The sequence below is a fragment of the Streptomyces sp. SAT1 genome (assembly GCF_001654495.1).
In the GTDB taxonomy this organism is placed as follows: domain Bacteria; phylum Actinomycetota; class Actinomycetes; order Streptomycetales; family Streptomycetaceae; genus Streptomyces; species Streptomyces andamanensis.
Genome location: NZ_CP015849.1, coordinates 374,205 through 394,309 on the forward strand (window position 1 = coordinate 374,205; position 20,105 = coordinate 394,309).

A 20,105-nucleotide genomic window follows, 5' to 3' on the forward strand; every position below is an offset into this window, starting at 1 on the left:
CGGGTGCACAGAGGAGGGTTCGAGCGGGTGACCGATGACACGGGAGTCCTCAGGCCGCTGCACGAGACGCTGCGGGAGCATGCGCGGCGCCTCGGCGAGAAGACCGCGTTCCAGGACCGGCGTACGCGGCTGTCCTACCGTGCGCTGGAGCGGCGCGCCGGACGGCTGGCCGGCCACCTGGCGCGGCTCGGACTGGCGCGGGGCGAGCGGGTGGCGATCCTGCTCGGCAACCGGGTGGAGGCCGTCGAGAGCCTGCTCGCCGTCACCCGTGCGAGTGGTGTGGGCGTACCGCTGGATCCCGGGAGCACCGGGGCGGAGGCGGCCCGGCTGCTGGACGACTGCGCGGCACGCGTGCTCGTCACCGACGACGACCGGCTGACGCGCCACCCCGGGCTGCTGTCCCGCCCCGGACTCACGGTGGTCGCGGTGTCCGGCGCCGGGACGGACCCCGCGCCGGGGGCGGAGAGCGGCCCCGCGGAAGCGGCGGCGGCCGGTGTCCCGCGCGCGCTGCGGTACGAGGACCTGGCCGGTACGGAGCCGGGTGTGCCCGCGCGGGACGACCTCGGTCTCGACGAGGTGGCCTGGCTGCTCTACACGTCCGGGTCCTCGGGTGTCCCCAAGGGGGTCCTGTCGACCCAGCGCAACCGTCTGTCGTGCGTCGCCGCGGGCCTGGTCGGCGTCCTGGGTCTGGGCGAACGGGACCGGCTGCTGTGGCCGCTGCCCCTGCACCACGCCATGAGCCAGGTGGTCTGCGTCCTCGGAGTGACCGCGAGCGGGGCGAGCGCGGTGCTGCCGGACCGGTTCTCGGTGGCGGAGGTGCTCGGCGAACTGCGCCGCGAGGACGCCCCGTACACCCTGCTCGGCGGGGTGCCGACGACCTGCTCGGCGCTGCTCGACGCGGTCCGGCGCGAGGCGGGGGCCGAGGACGGGGACGACGGGGACGGGGACGACGGGGACGGGCGCGGGCGCGGGCGCGGGCTGGGCACACCGGCGCTGCGGGGCTGTGTCAGCGGCGGCGCCCCGGCGGGCGCCGGGTTCCGCAGGGCGTTCGAGACGGTCTGCGGGGTGCCGTTCCTGGAGCACTACGGCAGCACCGAGGCGGGGCCGGTCACCATGGCGGCGCCGGGCGAGGCGACCGCCCCCGGTTCGTGCGGCCGGGTGCTGCCCGGCACCCGGGTCCGCGTCGGTGGCGGCGCGGACGGGCGGGACACCGGCGAGGGCGAGCTGTGGGTGAGCGGGCCCGGTGTCATGCCCGGGTACCACGACCGCCCCGAGGCCACCGCCGAGGTGCTGCGCGACGGCTGGTTCCGCACGGGCGACCTGGCCCGGATCGACGCCCGCGGCGACATCGTGATCACCGGACGGGCGGGCGATCTGATCGTCCGGGGCGGGGTGAACGTGCATCCGGCCGAGGTGGAGGCCGTGCTGCGGCGGCTGCCCGAGGTGGCGGACGCCGCGGTGTACGGCCGTCCCCACCCGCTCTTCGGCGAGGTGCCGGTGGCCCAGCTGGTCGCCGCGCCGGGCGGGGCCGGTCTTGACCGGGGCCGGATCCTCGCCGCCTGCCGCGCGGAGCTGTCCGCCGCCAAGGTGCCCGCCGGCCTGTACGAGGTCGGGCACATCCCCCGCACCGCCTCCGGGAAGATCGTGCGGTCCGCCCTCGCCGACCGCCCGGCACGGCCGCTGGAGGCGGACGACGTGGCGGGAGTGCCGATGGCGGCCGGGGGGCCGGCCTCTGCCGGAGGACCGGCCTCTGCGGGAGGACCGGGTGCGCCCGAGGAGTCGGCTGCGGCCGGAGAGCCGGACACGGCCGACGGATCCGGTACGGCCGGACGACCAGGTACGGGCAAAGGGTTAAGCGCGGTCGACGGGTTGGGCGCGGCCGGAGAGCCCAGTACGGCCGGACGACCAGATACGGCCGAAGGGTCAGGCGCGGTCGACGGATCGGGCGCGGCCGGAGAGCCCAGTACGCCCGGGGGGCCGGCCGCCGTCGAAGGAACGACCGCGGATCTGCTGGGCCTCGTGCGGCGGGAGGCGGCGGCTGTGCTCGGCTGTGCGCCGGGGGCGGTGGATCCGGGCACGGCCCTGCGGGACCTGGGCATGGACTCGCTGGCTGCGACGGCGCTGCGCGAGCGGCTGTCGACGGCGACCGGTCTGCCGCTCGGCGAGGCCGTCGCCTTCGACTTCCCCACGGCCGCCGCGCTCGCCGCCCACCTTCGGGCGCGGAGCGCCGCCGCGCCCGCCGCGGTCCCGCCCGCGCGCCGGGCCGCGGCCCCGCCGGACGAAGATCCTGTGGTGATCGTGGGCATGGCCTGCCGCTACCCGGGGGGCGTGACCTCCCCCGAGGAGCTGTGGCGACTGGTCGCCGAGGGGCGGGACGCCATCGGCCCGTTCCCCACCGACCGCGGCTGGGACACCGAGGCGCTGTACGACCCGGACCCGGGGCGGCCGGGCCGGACGTATGTGCGCGAGGGCGGCTTCCTGTCCGGCGTGGACCTCTTCGATCCGGGTTTCTTCGGTATCTCCCCGCGCGAGGCGACGGCCATGGACCCGCAGCACCGGCTGCTGCTCGAAGTGGCCTGGGAGGCCGTCGAGCACGCCGGGATCCTGCCGCGCGCCCTGCGCGGCACCGCGACCGGGGTCTACGCCGGTCTGATGTACAGCGACTACGCGGGACGGCTCACACGGACGCCCGAGCAGGTCGAGGGGTATCTGAGCATCGGCAACGCGGGCAGCGTCGCCTCCGGCCGGATCTCCTACACCCTGGGGCTCGAAGGCCCGGCGGTCACCGTGGACACGGCGTGCTCGTCGTCCCTGGTGGCCCTGCACCTGGCGGCGCAGTCGCTGCGCCGGGGCGAGTGTGTGTACGCGCTGGCCGGAGGGGCGACGGTGATGTCGGGACCCTCGTCGTTCGTGGAGTTCAGCCGGCAGCGGGCGCTGGCACCGGACGGCCGCTGCAAGGCGTTCGGCGCGGCCGCCGACGGCACGGGGTGGGCCGAGGGCGCCGGAATGCTGCTGCTGTGCCGCCGCTCGCAGGCGCGGCGCGCCGGACTCTCCGTCCTGGCCGTGGTACGCGGCTCGGCGGTCAACCAGGACGGGGCGAGCAACGGCCTGACGGCACCGCACGGCCCGGCGCAGCAGCGGGTGATCCGCCAGGCCCTCGCGGACGCGGGCCTGGCGCCCGGGGACATCGACGCGGTGGAGGCGCACGGTACGGGGACCCGGCTGGGCGATGTCATCGAGGCGGAGGCGTTCCTGGAGGTGTACGGGCGGCAGCCGCGCGAACGCCCCCTGCGGCTGGGCTCGGTGAAGTCGAACATCGGGCACACGCAGGCCGCCGCCGGGGTGGCCGGTGTCATCAAGACGGTGCAGGCGATGGCGCACGGTGTGCTGCCGCGCACGCTGCACGCCGACGCGCCCTCCCCCCGGATCGACTGGTCGTCGGGACGGGTGGCGCTGCTGAACCGGCCGGTGGAGTGGCCGGTGACGGAGCGCCCGCGCCGGGCCGGGGTGTCCTCCTTCGGGATCAGCGGCACCAACGCCCATGTGGTGCTGGAGGAGCCCCCGGCGGATCCCGACGCTTCCCCGCCGTCACCGACGGCGGCGGCGCTCCCCACGTCGGCGGCGCCGGAACCGGTTCCCGTGCCGTTGCCGGTCTCGGCGCGGACCGAGGCGGGCCTGCGGGCCCAGGCACGGCGGCTGTACGAGTACGTCGGCGCCCGACCCGATGCCGCGCCGGTGGACCTCGGCCACTCGCTCGCCACCACCCGCACGGCCTTCGAGCACCGGGCCGTGGCGGTGGCCCGCGACCGTGCCGGACTGCTCGACTCGCTGCGGCTGCTGGCGGACGGTGAGACCAAGGCAGGGGTGCGCAGGGGAAGTTCCCGCAGCCGTGGTCCACTGGCTTTCCTCTTCACCGGTCAGGGCAGCCAACGCCTCGGCATGGGCCGTGAATTGTCTGCCGCGCGTGGGCAGTTCCCGGCCTTCGCCCGGTCGTTCGAGGCGTGCTGCGCGCTGCTCGATCCGCTGCTTCCCGTCCCCCTGCGGGACGTCGTGTTCGCCGACGCCGGGACGGAGAAGGCGGCGCTGCTGGAGACGACCCGGTTCGCGCAGCCCGCGCTCCTCGCCGTCGAGACGGCCCTGTTCCGGCAGTTCGAGGAGTGGGGGGTGCGCCCTGACCTGGTGGCCGGGCACTCGGTGGGCGAGGTGGCCGCCGCCCATGCCGCCGGGGTGCTGTCCCTGGCGGACGCCTGCACGCTGGTGGCGGCCCGAGGACGGCTGATGGACGCGCTGCCGCCGGGCGGCGGCATGGCCTCCGTCGCCGCCGGTGCCGACGAGGTGGCCGATGCGCTCGCCGGGACGGGCGGCGCGGTGGAGATCGCCGCGGTCAACGGGCCCGCCTCGGTGGTCGTCTCCGGGGACCTGGACGCGGTGCGGGAGACGGCCGCGTACTTCCGGGAACGCGGCCGGCCGGTGACGCACCTGCGGGTGAGCCATGCCTTCCACTCCGCACGCATGGATCCCATGCTGGCCGACTTCTCGGAGGCGGTGCGGGACCTCGACTTCGCCGCGCCGCGCCTGCCGCTGGTCATGGCCGTGTCGCCGGGCCGGGCGGCCACCGGCGCGGAGGTGGCCACGGCGGAGTTCTGGGTGGACCACGTCCGCCGCCCGGTCCGCTTCGCCGACTCCGTGGCCCGGTTGCGGGACCGGGGTGCGGCGCACTATGTCGAACTGGGCCCGGACGGGGTACTCACCGGCCTGGTCCGCCGCTGCCTGGCCGCGCCCGGACCGGCCCCGGCGGCCCCGGAGCAGGGAGGCGGCGCAGACGGCACGAACGACGTCGACGGCACGGACGGCGGGGACGGCACGGACGGCGGGGACGGTGCCGGAAGGGGTGCGGGCACGGAGGCGGGCACCGGGCGGACCGCGCCGACGCTGCTGCTGTCCACGCTGCGCGGGGCACGGCCGGAGGCGGAGTCCGTCCTCGACACCCTTGCCGCACTGCACACCCATGGGGTGCCGGTCGACTGGCGGGCCGTGTTCGCCGGTCGCGGCGGCCGCCGCGTCCCCCTGCCGACGTACGCCTTCCAGCGCCGCCGCCACTGGCTCGACGCGGCCCCGCCGCACCCTTCCGCCGCCTCCACGGCATCCGCGGCATCTGCGCCCACACCGTCCGGCGTCGCCGCGCCGCCGGGCGCCGGTCCGGTCCATCCGTTCCTGCGCACTCGCGTCACGACGGCCGATGACGGCGGGCTGCTGCTGGGCGGGCTGCTGTCGGTGCGCGACCAGCCCTGGCTGGCCGATCACATGGTGGCCGGGTCGGTCCTGTTGCCCGCGACCGCCTTCGTGGAGATGGCCCTGTACTCCGGTGCCGCCGCCGGGACGCCCGTCCTCGGCGAACTCACCCTGACCGCGCCCCTGGTGTTGCCGTCCGACAGCGCGGTGGAGGTCCAGATCAAGGTGGCGGGACCGGACGCGCGCAGGCGGCGGACCGTGCTGTTCCACGCCCGGCCGCACACTCCGGCGGGCGACCGGCCGTGGCAGCGGCACGCCTCGGGCACGCTGGAGCCACCGGAGCACGCCCCTGCGGATCCGCATCCGGACGGCGAGGAGTTCGCGGGGTCCGCCATGTCCGGGAACGGGACGACCTGGCCGCCGTCCGGCGCGCTTCCGCTGCCACCGCTGCCACCGCTGTCGCCGTCGTCGCCGTCGTCGTCCGCCGATGGCAGGGGCCGGGATCCGTACGAGCGTCTTGCCGGGGACGGGCTGCGCTACGGGCCCGCCTTCCGTGGCCTGCGGGCCGGTTGGCGGCGCGGGCAGGAGCTGTACGCCGATGTCGTCCTGCCCACGGCCGCGACCGCCCACGCTCCGGCGGCCGGTTCCGAGCAGGGCCTCGGTCAGGGCCTCGCTCAGGGCCTCACTCGGGACTTCGCCCTGCATCCCGCCCTGTTCGACGCCGCGCTGCACGCCCTGGCGCTCCACGGCACCACCACGGATGCCGGGGACCGGCCCGGTGGTGACACGTCCCGTCCCGCCCTGCCCTTCGCCTTCGACGGGGTCCGTCTGCACAGGCCCGCTGCCGATGTGCGGCGGCTGCGGGTACGGATCGCGCCCGGCCGGGAGGGGCGGTGGCGGGTGGACCTCGCCGACGAGGCGGGTGTGCCGGTGGCGTCCGTCGACGCGCTGACGCTACGTCAGCTCTCCTCTCCCACCTCCCAGTCGGCGGGCACGCTCGCCGGGGGGCTGCACCGGGTGGACTGGGTACCGGCGGACGGGGCGCCGCAGTCGGAGGCGGTGCCGCACTGGGGTGTGCTGGGCGAGACCGGCACACCGCTGGTGGACGCCCTGGCTCCCCCGGGATCGGGTGTTCCCGTACATGCCGCCCTCGCCGCGCTCGGTTCCCTCGGCACCCCGCCGCCCGTGGTCGTCGCGCCGTGCCCCGCGCCCCCGGACACGGACGCGGGAGCGCGGGACGACGCGGGGCGGACGCGGTGGGCGGCGACCTGGGCGCTGCGGCTGGTCCGGGAGTGGCTCGCCGCACCGCGCCTGGCGAAGTCCCGTCTGGTCGTGGTGACCCGCGACGCCGTCGCCCCGGCAGGCGCGGATCCCGCCCCTGCGGACGGCACCGGGCCCGTACCGGCAACGGCGGAACCGTCCCTTCCGGCGCACACGCCGGTGTGGGGCCTGGTCCGCTCGGCGCTGCGGGAGAACCCGGGCAGCTTCGCGCTCGTCGACGTCGACGGGGATCCCGCGTCGTGGCGGCTGCTGCCCGCCCTGGCGGCCTCCCCCGCCCCGGAGACAGCCGTACGGCGGGGCGTGGCGCACGTCCCGGAGCTGGTCCGGGTCCCCGGCGCAGGGGCGGGGCGACGGCACGGGCGGGCGGCCGGACCCCCAACCGGACGGCGGCTGGACCCCGGCGGCACCGTGGTGATCACCGGCGGTACCGGCTCCCTGGGCGCGCTGGTGGCCCGGCATCTGGTCACCGCCCACGGCGTACGGCATCTGGTGCTCGCCGGCCGGCGCGGGCCGCAGGCGCCGGGGGTGGACGGACTCGTCGCGGAGCTGGGTGCCGCGGGGGCCCGGGTGAGCGTCCGGGCGTGCGACGTCGGGGACCGTACGGCGCTCGCCGCCCTGCTCGACGGCGTACCGGAGGACCGTCCGCTGACCGGGATCGTGCACACCGCCGGGGTGCTGGACGACGGGATCGTCCCGGCGCTCACCGACGACAGGCTGGCGCGGGTGCTGCGGCCGAAGGCGGACGCGGCCCTCGCCCTGCACGAGCTGACCCGGGGGCACGACCTGGCCGTGTTCGTGCTGTTCTCCTCGGTGGCGGGCACGTTCGGCTCGGCGGGGCAGGCCACCTACGCGGCGGCGAACTGCGTCCTGGACGCGCTGGCGCGGCACCGGCGGCTGCTCGGGCTGCCCGGCACCTCGATCGCCTGGGGCCCCTGGCGGCAGCACGGCGGCATGATGGCGCACCTCACCGACGCGGACCTGCGGCGGATGGCCGCCGCCGGGTTCGGCCCGCTCGGCGACGACGAGGGCCTGGCCCTGTTCGACGCGGCGGTGGCGGGGGACGATCCGGTGGTGGTGGCGGCCCGCCTCGACCCGGCCGCCCTGCGGTCCGGTGACCCCGGCGCCCCGCACATCGGCGGTCCGGCGGCCGGGCGCCGCCCGCCGCGGCCCGTGCGCGGCCCGGCGGACCCGGCCGGTGACCCGCTCGCCCGGCGGCCCGGACCGCTGCTCGCGCGGGTGCGGGCGCTGGCGGCCTCGGTGCTGGGCCACCCGGAGGGGGCGGACGCCGTCCACCCGGACGACCTGCTCGCGGACCAGGGACTCGACTCGCTGGCCGCCGTCGAACTGCGCAACCGGCTCACGGCCGCCACGGGACTGGCGCTGCCCGCCACCCTGCTGTTCGACTTCCCGACCCCGCGCGCGGTCGCCGCCGAACTGGCGCAGCGGTACGCCCGGGAGGTGGCCGCCGCGGAGAGGGTCGGCACCCTCGCAGCCCCGGCTCCGGCTCCTGCCCCGGCCCCCGCTCCGGCTCCGGCTCCGGCTCCGGCTCCGGCTCCGGCTCCGGGATGCGACGGCTCCCCGGCCCACAGCGGATCCGCTCTCAGCGGATCCGACGCGCACGAGGAGTCCCCGGGGCACGACAAACCCGCACCGGACTCCCTGGGCGGGCTCTTCCGTACGGCCTGCGCCCAGGGACGGACCTGGGACGGCATGGTGCTGCTGACCGTCGCGGCCCGCTTCCGGCCGGTCTTCGACCGTGCCGGGGCCGCCGCGGAGGCGCACGGCCCGGTGCCGCTCGCACCGGACACCGCCGGTCCCCGGCTGGTCTGCTTCCCCGCCCTCAGCGCGCTCTCCGGACCGCAGGAGTACGCCCGTCTCGGCGCCGGACTGCGGGACCTGCGCCCGGTGTCGGCGCTGCGGCACCCGGGGTTCGGCGCCGGGGAGGCGCTGCCCGCCACCCTGGACGCCCTCCTGACCGCCCAGGCGGCGGCGGTCCGGGCGGTCGCGGACGGCGGTCCGGTGGTGCTGCTGGGCCGCTCGGCGGGTGGCTGGGTGGCACAGGCGGTGGCGGAGCGGCTGGCCGCCGACGGGGCAGCGCCCCGAGCCGTGGTCCTGCTCGACACCCACCCGAGCCCGGACGCGGACCGGGAACAGGCGCTGCCCGCGATGACGGTGGACATGCTGCGCCGGGCGGCGCGGTTCGCCTCCGCCGAGCCGGACCGGCTGACGGCCATGGCCCGGTACGCGGAGCTGTTCGCCGGCTGGGCGCCGCAACGGCTCGCCGCGCCCACGCTGTTCGTCCGCGCGCGGGACCCGCTGCCCGGTACCGGACCCGCTCCGGTCTGGCCGCTGCCGCACACCGAGGTCACCGTGCCCGGCGACCACTTCACACTGCTGGAGGAGCACGCCCGGACGACCGCGCTCGCCGTCCACGACTGGCTGGCCGGGGCGGTCTGACGCCGACGACGACAGCGACGGCGTCCGGGCATCTCGGGGCGAGGTGGGCGCCGGTCAGGTCCAGGCCAGCCGTTCGGCCCGGCGCGGATCGTCGGCCTGGGTCCATTCGGTGCCGATGCGCATCGTGGTCCGGCGCGCGGTGCCGTACGGGTCCCAGCCGGGGTCGCCGGTGCGGGCGAAGCGGATCCAGGCGCCGTGCATCCGGGCCGCGAGCCCTGCCGGGGGTTCTCCGGGGCCGAGCAGGCCGTCGGCGCCGCGCAGCGCGGGAAGGCGGACGCGGTCGAAGACGAAGGGGAGTTCCACCGCGTGGGCGGCGCCCAGCGCGCCACCCAGGGCGGCGGAGCGCCAGGCGAACTCGTAGGCGTAGGTGGCGGATCCGGGGTGTGCCACGTGGGCCTCCGCCAGGGCGCGGCTGCCCGCGCCGAACAGGGCGTCGCCGAGGACGGCGGACCGCAGGGCGCCGGGTGACGCCCCGGGGCGCGCGGTCCGGTGCGCCGCGACCAGCCGGTCCGGATCGGGGTGGGCGCGCGCCGCCGTGTCGTGCACGTCCGCTTCGGTGGAGCGGGCGTACGCGTCGACGGGGACCAGATAGAGGTTTCCCTCCTCGGTGTTGGTCCCGATGAGCAGGTCGACTCCGGCGCCGAGCCCGGCGGCCACGGACCGGGCGGGCTGGGTGCCGAGGACCAGGCCGAAGGGGCTGAGGCCCAAGAGCGGGTCGTGGTCGGTGGCGGTGCGCAGGTCGATGCCCGTGAGTCCGGCGGCGGCCTCGACCAGATGTTCGTCGGGCAGGCCGGCGAAGGCGTCCGCGTGCGGTGCGGCGCCGAGGATCCGGGCGGCGGCCGCGGTGACCCGGGCGGCCTGCTCGGGGGTGAACGCGCCCAGGCCGCTGCCGCTCTGGACGATCGCCCGGCGCAGGAGTCCTCCGGCCTCGGGGGCGGCGAGGACACCGCCGACAAGAGTCGCCCCGGCCGACTGCCCGAACAGGGTCACGTTGCCGGGGTCGCCGCCGAACGCGGCGATGTTCGCGCGGACCCAGCGCAGGGCGGCGACCACGTCGAGCAGGCCGCGGTTGGCGGGGGCCCCGAGCAGGTCGAGGAACCCGGCGATGCCGAGCCGGTGGTTGACGGTGACGAGGACGACGCCGTTCCGGGCGAAGGCGGTGCCGTCGTACAGCGGCGAGCGGGTCGAGCCGGCGACGAATCCGCCGCCGTGGACGAACACCATGACGGGCAGGCCGCGTTCGGCGGCTCCGGGAGTACCGGGGATGCCAGGAGTGCCGGGCGCGCCGGGAGTGTCCGGGACACCGGGCGTCCGGACGTCCACGGTGAGGTAGTCCTCGCCTCGGACCCAACCGGGCCCGAAGTAGGGGGACATGTCGACCCTGCCGAGGCTCCGGGCGGACTGGGGCGCGGTGGGTCCCGGTGCGGTGGCGTCGCGCACGCCGGACCAGGGCGGGTGCGGCCGCGGTGCGGCGAACCGGCCGGCGCCGCGGGGCGGGGCGGCGTAGGGGATGCCGTGGAAGGCGAGGGTGCCGTCGTCCTGGCGCAGGCCGCGGACGGCGCCCTGCCCGGTGGTGACGACGGGGTCCGGGCGATGGTGCACAGGTGTGCCTTTCACGGGACTCACAGGTGTGCCTTTCACGAGGCTCAGTCGTGGTCGGTGTACGGGGTGAGCGGTGCCCAGCCCTTGACGGCGAACTTGCTTCCGTCCCGCACGACTTCGGCGGCGCCGTGCCCGCCGAAGTGCGCGGGGACGACGAGGGCGTGGTGGTCGGCGGCCCAGCCGAGGATCCTGCGGCGGGTGGCGCGGGCGCCCGCGGGGTCCTCGCAGAAGCAGCTGTTGGCGTCCGGTTCGAGGATCTGCGCCGGGCTGTGCAGCAGATCGCCGACGAACACCGCGCGGTCGGACCCGGAGGCCAGGGTCAGCACGGAGGAGCCCGGGGTGTGTCCGGGCGCCGCCTCCAGACGCAGCCCGGCGTCGATGCGGTGGCTGTCCTCCCACAGCACTGTCAGGCCCGCCCGGTGCACGGGGGCCACGCTGTCCTCGAAGACGTTCTGATTTCCGCGGCCGATCGTCGGGGTGTGGCCGTTGTCCGGGTTCCAGAAGTCGAATTCGGTCTTCGGGATGAGATAGGTGGCGTTGGGGAAAGTGGGGACCCAGTGCCGGTCCTCCAGGACGGTGTTCCAGCCGACGTGGTCGTTGTGGAGATGCGTGTTGATCACGATGTCGACGTCCTCGGGGCGGACTCCGGCCTGTTCGAGCCGGGCCAGGAAATCGGTGTCCAGGTGGCTCCAGAGCTGCGCGTACGGACGTTCCTTGTGGTTGCCCGCGCCGGTGTCGACGAGGATGTTCCTGCCTTCGCTGCGTATCAGCCACGTCTGGACGGCGGCGTTCACGACCTGTGTCCCGGGGTCCAGGAAATGCGGGACGAGCCAGGAACGCGCGTCCTGCCAGGTCTCCTTCGGTACGTCGGGGACGATGTCCGCGGGAGTGAATCCGATGGGTCCGTAATATTCCCGGATCCGGGTGACGGTGATGTCGCCGAATTCGATGCTTTCCATTTCTCTTCTCTCTTCCTCACCGGTGTGCGGGCTTTTCCGGAACCGTAGGAGCGGGGCCGGTGCGGCGGGTATCGGTCACATGACTGCACCCGCCCGAGCGCCCCGGGGAGGTCCGGCCGGGCCCGCCGGTAGCCTGGAGCGGGCAAGGGCGAGGCGGCTCCGCTCGGCGGGCCACGACTCCGGGAGACTCCGTGGACGAGCACGCGGACGGCGGCCGGGCGGCCGTCGGCCCCGAGACGGACGGGGGCCCGCCTCTCGTCGGCCGCGAGGCGGAACTGTCGCGCGTTCTGCGCGCGTTGGACATGCCGTCGCCCGATCCGGTGCTGCTGCTCCTCGGCGAGCCGGGCACGGGGAAGAGCGCGCTGCTGGAGCGGGCGGTGCGCCGGGCCCCGGCGGCGGGCGTGCGCGTGCTGCGCGCCGAGGGCAGCGAGCCCGAGAAGGGGCTGCCGTTCGCCGCGCTGCACCAGTTGCTGCGGCCCTCGGCGGCGGAGTGGGACGGGCTGGAGCTGGCCGGGGAGCGGCGGGAGGTACTGCGCGGAGTGCTCGCGGCCCGGCCGGTCGCGGCGGACGGCGGTGTCATGGCGGCCGGTGTCGCCGTGCTGGACCTGCTCTCGGCCCTGGGCGGCCGGTGCCCGCTGCTCGTGGCGGTGGACGACGCGCAGTGGTGCGACCGCGCCTCCCTGGAGGTGCTGTCGTTCGTGGCCCGGCGGCTGGCGGGCGAGCCGGTCACGATGCTGGTCGCGGCCCGCCCCGGTGACGCCCTGCCGGTCCTCGGCCCGCGGGCGACGGCACTCACCCTGGGGCCGCTCGACGCCGCCGCGGCCGGCCGGCTGCTGGACCTGCGTCCCGACCGCCCCACCGGCCGGCTCCGGGCGCGGATCCTCGCCCAGGCCGAAGGCAATCCGCTGGCGCTCACCGAGCTGGCGGGGAGCGCCACCACGGACGCGGCCGGACCGGTGGGCCCGCTGCCGCTCGCCGCCCACCTGGAGCGGATCCACGCCGCCCCGCTCGGCGCGCTGCCCGCCGCCGCCCGCCGGGCCCTGCTGCGCCTCGCCGCGCTGGAACCCGCCGACTCCCCCGCTCTCGCGGCCGTGCTCGCGGACGCCGGGGACGCGGCGTGGGCGGCCGCCGAACGGGCCGGGCTGGTGCGGCGCACCGGCCGCGGCCCGCGGTTCGGTCATCCGCTGCTGCGGTCCGCCGTGTACCACGCCGCGCCCTTCGACGCCCGGCGCGAGGCCCATCGGGCGCTCGCCGGCCTGCTGGACGAGGAGCCGGACCGGCGGGCCTGGCACCTGGCCGCCGCGACGGCTCTTCCGGACGCGGCCGTCTCCGCGGAACTGGAGCGGACCGTGGGCCCGGCGCGGCGCCGGGGCGGGCACGCGGCGGCGGCCGAGGCGCTGCACCGTGCGGCGGAGCTGGCGCCGGACCGCGCGGACGGCGCGCGACTGCTGGTGGCCGCCGCCGAGGAGGCCGTGCTCACCGGCGACCTCGACCGGGTGGAAGAGCTGGCCGCCGCGGTACGGGCCCGCACTGACGACCCGTCGCTGCTGGCGGACATCGCCGCGCTGGCGGGCCGGCTGGCGGCACTGACCGTACGGCACACCGTGGTCTTCGCCCGACTGGCCGACGCCGCCGAGGAGTTGTGCCTCGTACGGCCCGACACCGCCCTGGACCTCCTCGCCGACGCGGTGGTGGTCCGCTTCTACTGCGGACGCGACGTCCAGCGGCGGCGGATCGAGGACGTGCTGCGGCGCCTGCCGGAGGACCCGTCACGCGACTGGCTGCGCACCTGGGTGCGGGCCGTGTGCGATCCGTTCGCGGACCGGGCGGAACTGCTCGGCGTGCTGCCGTGGATGGCGGCCGAGGCGCGGCGGCGGCCCGACCGGCTCGCCGCTCTCGGGGTGATGGCCTGGCTGCTGGACGAGACGCCGCTGGCCGTCCGCGCCTTCGACGAGGCGTTCGACCGCTGGGGTTCGCGCGGGCCGCTGCCGGACGGTCTGGGCGGCGCGGCCACCTGGAGCTATGTGGACCAGGGCCGCTGGGAGCGCGCCCGGCAGGCCTGCGCGCGCAGCGCCGCCCTCGCGGCGGCGACGGGCCTCGACCACGCCGTGTCCTGCGCCGCGGCCGTGGACGCCATGGTGCTGGCCCACCAGGGCGACACGGCGGCGGCCCGCGCCCGCGCCGCGGAGGCACTCGCGTTGGTCGACCCGCTGGAGAGCCGTTCGGTGACGGTGTACGCCCGGCGCGCGCTCGGTGCCGCCGACCTCGCGGAGGGCGACTTCGAAGCGGCGTACGACCGACTCCGTACGGTCTTCACCGCCGAGGGCGCGCCCGTCCACTACCACGCCTCATATCCGGCGCTCGCGGAGCTGGCCGCCGCGGCGGCGCGCAGCGGGCGGCGGGCCGGGGCCGCGGTGGTCGTGGAGCGCTGCGCCCGCGACCTCGGGGACGACGCCTCGCCCCGGCTGCGGGCGCTGGTCAGCCGGGCGCGAGGACTGCTGGCCGGTGCGGAGGACGCGGCCGAGACGCACTTCCGGGCGGCCCTTGCCGACCCGGAGCTGGAGCACTGGCCCTTCGAACTGGCGCGGGCCCGGCTGGACCTCGCCGAGTGGCTGCGGCGCCGGCGGCGTATCGCGGAGGCGCGGGCGCCGCTCGGCGAGGCCCTGGAGACCTTCCGGCGCCTCGGGGCACGCCCGTGGGCCGAGCGGGCGCGGGCCGAGGCGCGGGCCGCGGGTCTCGGCGTCATGGACCGGGAGCCGGACGCGCTCGCCCGGCTGTCGCCGCAGCAGCAGGAGATCGTGCGGCTGGCGGCGCGCGGGCTGACCAACCGCGAGATCGGCGAGAAGCTGTTCCTCTCCCCGCGCACGGTCGGCTCGCACCTCTACCGCAGCTTCCCCAAGCTGGGGATCACCGCCCGCTCCCAGTTGCGCGACCTCGTCGAGGGGGCCGCCACGTCACCGGGGTGCCGGCCCTGACGGAAGGCGGCCCGTCCGCGCTGTCCGCACCGTCTGAACCAGCTGTGACCGCAGGGGAGTTGCGACGGGAGGGGGGTGTGCCCCACCCCTGACTCTCCGGCTGACTCCAGGGTCTGCGCGGCCGGAACAGGGAAGAGTGATCCGCATGAGAACATCACTCCACTCGGCCGGCGCACGGGACCCGGGCGGCACGGCCCGGCCGACGGGACGGCTCCGGCCGCCGGGGCGGCGCGGGACGGCCCTGGCCGCGGGTGCCGCCGCGCTGGCCGCGTTCGCCACCATGGCACTGACGGCGCCCGCCGCGTCCGCCGCACCCGTGGCGACGGCCGCCGCGCGCACCGGCGCCGGACCCGCGGTGCCCGCCCTGCACTGGACCTCCTGCCCCTACCCGGACGCCCCCGCCGAACTGCAGTGCGCCTCCATCGAGGTGCCGGTGGACCACGCGCACCCGGACGGACGGAAGACGACGGTCACGGTGGACCGGCTGCGGGCGACCGGCGCGCATCCCGTGGGCAGCCTGTTCTTCGATCCGGGCGGTCCGGGCGGGTCGGGCACGGAGTTCCTGTACGGCGAGGCCATGGGCGCGCGGTTGTTCTCCGCCGCCACCCGGGAGCACTTCGACGTGATCGGTGTGGATCCGCGCGGTGTCGGCCTGAGCAGTCCGGTGCGCTGCGATCCGGCGCTGCTAAACCGGCAGGTGTCGCTGTTCCCCGAGGACGAGGCCGCGTTCCGGCGCCTGGTGGAGCGGAACCGGGAGCTGGGCGAGAGCTGCCGCCGGCTGACCGGCCCCCTGCTGGACCATGTGGACACCGTCAGCGCGGCACGCGACCTCGAACTGCTGCGCAGGGCCCTGGGGCAGGGCAAGCTCAACTACCTGGGCCTGTCCTACGGTTCGCAGCTGGGCGCGACCTACGCCGAACTGTTCCCCGACCGCGTCCGGACCATGGCGCTGGACGGCGCCCTCGACCACTCGCTGTCCACTCCGGCGCTGATGCGCGGCGAGACCCACGCCTACGAGGACTCCCTCGACCGGTTCGCCGACTGGTGCGCGCGGGACACCTCGTGCTCGCTGCACGGCACCGATGTGGGGCGTCTCGTGGACGAGTTGGTGACGAAGGCCGACCACACCCCGATCCCGGCCCCGCAGTGCGCCGAGGACGGCGACTGCCGGACCTCGGTGACCGGTGAGGACATCCTCCTCGGTCTGCAGAACCTGCTGCTGTTCCCGGTCCGCCGGGCGGATCTGGCACTCGCGCTGGGCCGGGCGCGCGACGGTGACGGCTCCGCGTTCTCCCCGGCCCTGGCCGCCGGTCCGAGCGACCGCGTCGCCAACGGCAGCGCCCTCGCGATCGAGTGCCAGGACTGGCCGACGCCGGTGCGGACCCTCGACGACCTGCGGCGGCTGCGGCGGGCCGGGCAGGCGGCGGCGCCCCGGCTGGGCGGCGCGTCGCAGTCGTGGACCATTCTGGCGGGCTGCGCCGGCTGGCCCGCGCCGGTGACGAATCCGCCCCGGCCGCTGCATGTGCACGGTGCCCCGCCGATCCTGATCACCAACGCGACCCACGACCCGTCGACGGCCTATCCGTGGGCCGTGCGGCTGGAGCGCGCGCTGCCCTCCGGTGTGCTGGCGACCCGCGACGGCGACGGCCACACCAGCTATCTGGCCCACGGCACCAGCCGTACGCGGGACGCCATCGACGACTACCTGGTCACCGGCCGGACCCCGCCGCGGGGCACGGTCTACACCGACTGACCCGGCCGACCCGGCTCACGCGCGCCCTCGCGGCCCTCGCGGCCCTCAAGGGCGGGCCCCGGACCTCACCTCACCGGTGGGTTCCGGGGCCTTGCCGCGGGCCGCCGGGTCAGCGCGTGAGGTGGTGGTGGGCGCGGGCCTCGGCGGTGGACTTCAGGTCGAGCAGCCACTGTTCGAGACCCTGGCGGAGGATCGCGGTCGCGGTGGGCACGTCGGCGTCCACCTGGGGGCCGGTGTGGGTCTCCTCGGTGCGCACCAGGACGCCTCCCCTGACCTTGGTGAAGTTCCACACGTGGACGCCGTCGATGTGCAGGCCCTCGCCGTCGGCGGGCCCGGTCCAGCGGATGCAGTCGCCGGGCCGGATCTGCCGGACGGTCGAGGTGATGTCCAGGCGGGTGGCGGGCGTCGAGGGGTTGGGCGGGACCGGGGTGGTCCACCGGAAGGCCGAGCCGGGCCGCAGCGGGCCGTGGTCGAGGCGCTGCGCGGTCGTGACGGCGGCCTGCCAGGCCGGCCAGCGCTCGATGTCGGTCTGGACCTTCCAGACGGTGTGCAGCGGCGCGTGGATCACGGTCTCCGTCCGGTGGCGGACCCGCGCGCCGGGGTCGACGCCCGCCCCGCGGCAGGTGAGGGAGGCGGCGGGGCGGCCGGGGTGCGCCGTGGCGGCACCGGCGGGTACGGCGGCGGTACCGAGGACACCGACGGCGAGCGGGACGGCGAGCAGGGCGGAGCGGAGCGTGCGGGACATGGCGTTCTCCTGTGTCGAGGGGGTGGCCGGAGACGGCAGACGCGGCTGGACGGGACCGGACGTGTCCAGAAGTGGCTAGAGGGCCGTCCGTTCGTTAGAAGTTATAACGTGCGGCGGATCGGCCGGTCAACAGCCTTCGTGATACCTTCTAACGAAACCTTGAGCACATAGCCGAGGCGACGGGGAAGGAGGCGGGCCATGGCGAAGGCGGAGGCGGCGGAGGCCAGGAACCCTCGGGAGCGCTATCGCGCGCAGGTCCGGGCGGAGATCAAGGAGCACGCCTGGGAGCAGATCGCCACCGCGGGGGTGCCCGCGCTCTCCCTCAACGCGATCGCGCGGCAGATGGGCATGAGCGGACCCGCGCTGTACCGCTACTTCGCCAACCGCGACGACCTGATCACCGAGCTGATCCGGGACGCGTACCGCAGTCTCGACGAGACGCTCGCCGCCGCCGCGGCCGGCGGCGCGGACCTGGCAGGACTGGCGCACGCACTGCGCGAATGGGCCCTGGCGGACCCGCAGCGGTACTTCCTCATCTACGGCACCCCGGTCCCCGGCTACCACGCGCCGCAGGACACCACCGAGACCTCCGCGCGGATCATGGCGACCCTGCTCGACGCCTGCACGGCGGCGCTCGCCCCGGACACCCCCGCGACTCCGTTCGGCGCCCATCTGGCGAACCACCGGGACTGGGCCCGCGAGCATCCCGCCCCGCCCGAGGCCCTGCACCGGGCCCTGTCCTTCTGGACCCGGCTGCACGGCCTGCTGTCCCTGGAACTCGCCGGCCACTTCACCGGCATGGCCTTCGACCCGGCCCTGTTCTTCGCGGCGGAACTGGCCGGCCTCACGGACCGCGCCTGACACGGCCGTGACGTCCGGGCACCGCGCCGGGACCTCCGCCGCCGGAACGCCCCGCGCCCGTACGATCCGTTCCCGGCGGACCGCTCCCCCGACCGGACCGCGCCCCGACGACCCGGAGGACACCCCCATGAGGATCCATCTCTCCAGCGTCTTCGTCGACGACCAGGAGAAGGCCCTGCGCTTCTACACCGAGGTGCTCGGCTTCGTGAAGAAACACGACGTCCCGGTGGGCCCGGACCGCTGGCTGACCGTGGTCTCGGCGGAGGAACCGGACGGCACCGAGCTGCTGCTCGAACCCTCCGGCCACCCCGCGGTACGGCCCTACAAGTCGGCGCTCGTCCAGGACGGCATCCCGGCGACCTCCTTCGCCGTGGACGACGTGCACGCCGAGTTCGAGCGGCTGCGCGGCCTCGGTGTGCGCTTCGTCCAGGAGCCGCTGGAGACGGGCCCGGTCACCACGGCGGTGCTGGACGACACCTGCGGCAATCTGATCCAGCTCGTCCACTCGCGGTGAGCCCGCCCGCCGGGTGAGCGCGCAAGACGGTCAGTCGGACTCGTACTCCGACTCGGAGTCGGGCGGCACATGGACGAAGTCGCCCTTGGCCATGTCGCCGTCGACCACCCACTCGCCGGTCAGCCGCGCGCCCACGTCACCGGCGCGCGAGCGGATCTCGTCGACGACGGCCCGCTCCCCGCGCATCCACTGCGGCATCAGCCAGTTGGGGAAGAACTGCCCATGGGCGCCCGCGGCGACCACCCGGTAGCCGAGCTGCCGCCCGATGTGCTCGTTGACCGCCTCGAACGCCCACTGGCAGGCGACACAGGCCAGCTTGACCCCGCCCATGTACACCGTCTTGGGGTCGCCCGGGTCCCTGGGCGCCTTCTTCCACGCGGCGACCTGCTCGCCCAGCAGGGTCATCTCGCCGTGCTGGGCGGGGACGCCCTTCTTGACCGGCGCGCTGATCGCGTACCAGGTGAGCGGCTTGTGCAACGCCGCGCGGATGGCGTCCAGTTCGGGCGACTCCGTGTGCTGGGCGGCGTACGAACCGGCGTCCAGGGCGCGGAGCTTGCTGCGGTCCTGCCGCTCGCGCTGCCGCTCCGCCGGGGCCGAGCCCCATCCGTGGTGGCCCGCCCTGGGCGCGGCGCCCCCGGCGAAGCCCCGGACCTCGGCGTCGATCGCCTGGCGCTGCTGCTCGGTGACCACCCGCTTGCCGGTGTTGCCCGCGATGCCCAGGGTGCCGTCGGGCAGCAGGTTGACGGCCAGGTGCGGGGTGAACTTCTTCCCGGCGCGCGGGTCCGTGGCGAGGATGACGCGTTCGGCGGTACGGGCCACCCGGTCCAGCATCCGCAGGGCGGCGTCCCGGTCGGACTCGCCGGACTCCTCGGTCTGCCGGAACGAGGGGGCGCGCTGCACGGCGGCGCGCTGCACGGCGGCCTCCGGCGCGGACCGCCGCTGGGCGGCCCCGCCCGTCCCGCCCGTGTCCTCGCGTGTCGTCGTGGGGAGCGCGGCGGCCAGGACGCGGTGCGCGTTGGCCTCCGCCTCGCGTTCGAACCGGTCGCTGGGGTCGCTGACGCGCAGGCCGTCGCCGTGGTCGGTGCCGGCGACCGGTCCCTGGCGCTGCTGGACGACATGGGTCAGCTCATGGGCCAGGGTGTGCCGGTCGGCGCCGCCCTCGCCGACGACGACATGGCTGCCGGAGGTGTACGCGCGGGCGCCGATCTCGGCGGCCGAGCGCCGCGCCGCCTGGTCGGTGTGCATGCGCACGTCCGAGAAGTCCGCGCCGAGCCGGGCCTCCATCTCGGAGCGCAGTCCCGGTTCCAGCGGCGCGCCGGGGGTGCGCAGCACCTCGTGCACGGCGGAACGCTGGACGGGCGCCGCCTCGTCCGCGGCGGTGCCGTGTCCGCAGCCCGGACCGTGGCTGTGGCGCTCCTGGTCGAGCATCCGGGCCACGGCGGCGTTGCCCGCCGTGCGCTGGAGGTGCAGGAGCGAGGCGGCCTCCGGCCCGGCGGCGGCCGGCGGGCGGCCCGTGCGGTCCTTCACGGGCCGCGTGCCCGTGTCCCGTTCCGAGTTGTCCTGCGGGCGCGCGCGCATGACGGTCAGTCCACTCCTCCGGTAGCTCTCCCTCCATGGGAAGGTGCCGGGGGCGCCCGGGGCAAGGCACTTTCGGGCAGGGCCGGGGGCAGGACCGCCGGGCACCCTACGGGCACACGGGCCGGCGGAGGGCCCGTCGGCCGGGAGC

The 20,105-nt window shown here is 76.3% G+C and carries 9 protein-coding genes; 5 read left to right on the plus strand and 4 right to left on the minus strand.

Features of this window, described 5'->3' with window-relative positions:
• Positions 1-27: 27 nt before the first annotated feature.
• A complete protein-coding gene (locus A8713_RS32890) occupies positions 28-8,970 on the plus strand; it encodes a type I polyketide synthase (RefSeq protein ID WP_064531041.1) in 8,943 nt (2,980 codons plus the stop codon).
• 54 nt (positions 8,971-9,024) lie between these two features.
• Here the strand turns inward: A8713_RS32890 and A8713_RS01565 are convergent, their stop codons facing one another.
• Both A8713_RS01565 and A8713_RS01570 read right to left on the minus strand, forming a co-directional pair.
• Complete coding sequence (locus tag A8713_RS01565) at positions 9,025-10,572, minus strand: carboxylesterase/lipase family protein (RefSeq protein WP_064531042.1); 1,548 nt, start codon at positions 10,570-10,572, stop codon at positions 9,025-9,027.
• A gap of 44 nt (positions 10,573-10,616) precedes the next feature.
• Positions 10,617-11,531 (minus strand): MBL fold metallo-hydrolase, encoded by a 915-nt coding sequence (locus A8713_RS01570; RefSeq protein WP_064531043.1) that lies wholly within the window; start codon positions 11,529-11,531, stop codon positions 10,617-10,619.
• A 191-nt stretch (positions 11,532-11,722) separates the two neighbouring features.
• Here A8713_RS01570 and A8713_RS01575 point away from each other — a divergent pair, with 191 nt between their 5' ends.
• Together A8713_RS01575 and A8713_RS01580 are read left to right on the plus strand one after the other, a co-directional pair.
• A complete protein-coding gene (locus tag A8713_RS01575) occupies positions 11,723-14,506 on the plus strand; it encodes a helix-turn-helix transcriptional regulator (protein ID WP_064531044.1) in 2,784 nt (927 codons plus the stop codon).
• Between the two features lie 145 nt (positions 14,507-14,651).
• A complete protein-coding gene (locus tag A8713_RS01580; protein WP_079158792.1) occupies positions 14,652-16,259 on the plus strand; it encodes an alpha/beta hydrolase in 1,608 nt (535 codons plus the stop codon).
• Between the two features lie 109 nt (positions 16,260-16,368).
• Here A8713_RS01580 and A8713_RS01585 read toward each other — a convergent pair whose 3' ends face one another.
• Positions 16,369-17,004 (minus strand): SRPBCC family protein, encoded by a 636-nt coding sequence (locus tag A8713_RS01585; protein ID WP_064531045.1) that lies wholly within the window; start codon positions 17,002-17,004, stop codon positions 16,369-16,371.
• A gap of 198 nt (positions 17,005-17,202) precedes the next feature.
• Between A8713_RS01585 and A8713_RS01590 the strand changes: the two genes are divergently transcribed.
• Both A8713_RS01590 and A8713_RS01595 read left to right on the plus strand, forming a co-directional pair.
• Positions 17,203-17,865, plus strand: a complete 663-nt coding sequence (locus A8713_RS01590; protein WP_064531046.1) for a TetR/AcrR family transcriptional regulator — start codon at positions 17,203-17,205, stop codon at positions 17,863-17,865.
• Between the two features lie 127 nt (positions 17,866-17,992).
• A complete protein-coding gene (locus tag A8713_RS01595) occupies positions 17,993-18,379 on the plus strand; it encodes a VOC family protein (protein ID WP_064537180.1) in 387 nt (128 codons plus the stop codon).
• Positions 18,380-18,409: 30 nt separating this feature from the next.
• On the opposite strand, the gene A8713_RS33910 is transcribed toward A8713_RS01595, so the two are convergent.
• A complete protein-coding gene (locus A8713_RS33910; RefSeq protein WP_079158793.1) occupies positions 18,410-19,957 on the minus strand; it encodes an eCIS core domain-containing protein in 1,548 nt (515 codons plus the stop codon).
• Positions 19,958-20,105 lie beyond the last annotated feature (148 nt).

Coding starts and splice junctions, on each gene's coding strand:
- A8713_RS01595 (WP_064537180.1), top strand. CDS start 17,993: ATGAGGATCCATCTCTCCAGCGTCTTCGTCGACGACCAGGAGAAGGCC.
- A8713_RS01580 (WP_079158792.1), top strand. CDS start 14,652: ATGAGAACATCACTCCACTCGGCCGGCGCACGGGACCCGGGCGGCACG.
- A8713_RS01585 (WP_064531045.1), bottom strand. CDS start 17,004: ATGTCCCGCACGCTCCGCTCCGCCCTGCTCGCCGTCCCGCTCGCCGTC.
- A8713_RS01590 (WP_064531046.1), top strand. CDS start 17,203: ATGGCGAAGGCGGAGGCGGCGGAGGCCAGGAACCCTCGGGAGCGCTAT.
- A8713_RS01570 (WP_064531043.1), bottom strand. CDS start 11,531: ATGGAAAGCATCGAATTCGGCGACATCACCGTCACCCGGATCCGGGAA.
- A8713_RS33910 (WP_079158793.1), bottom strand. CDS start 19,957: ATGCGCGCGCGCCCGCAGGACAACTCGGAACGGGACACGGGCACGCGG.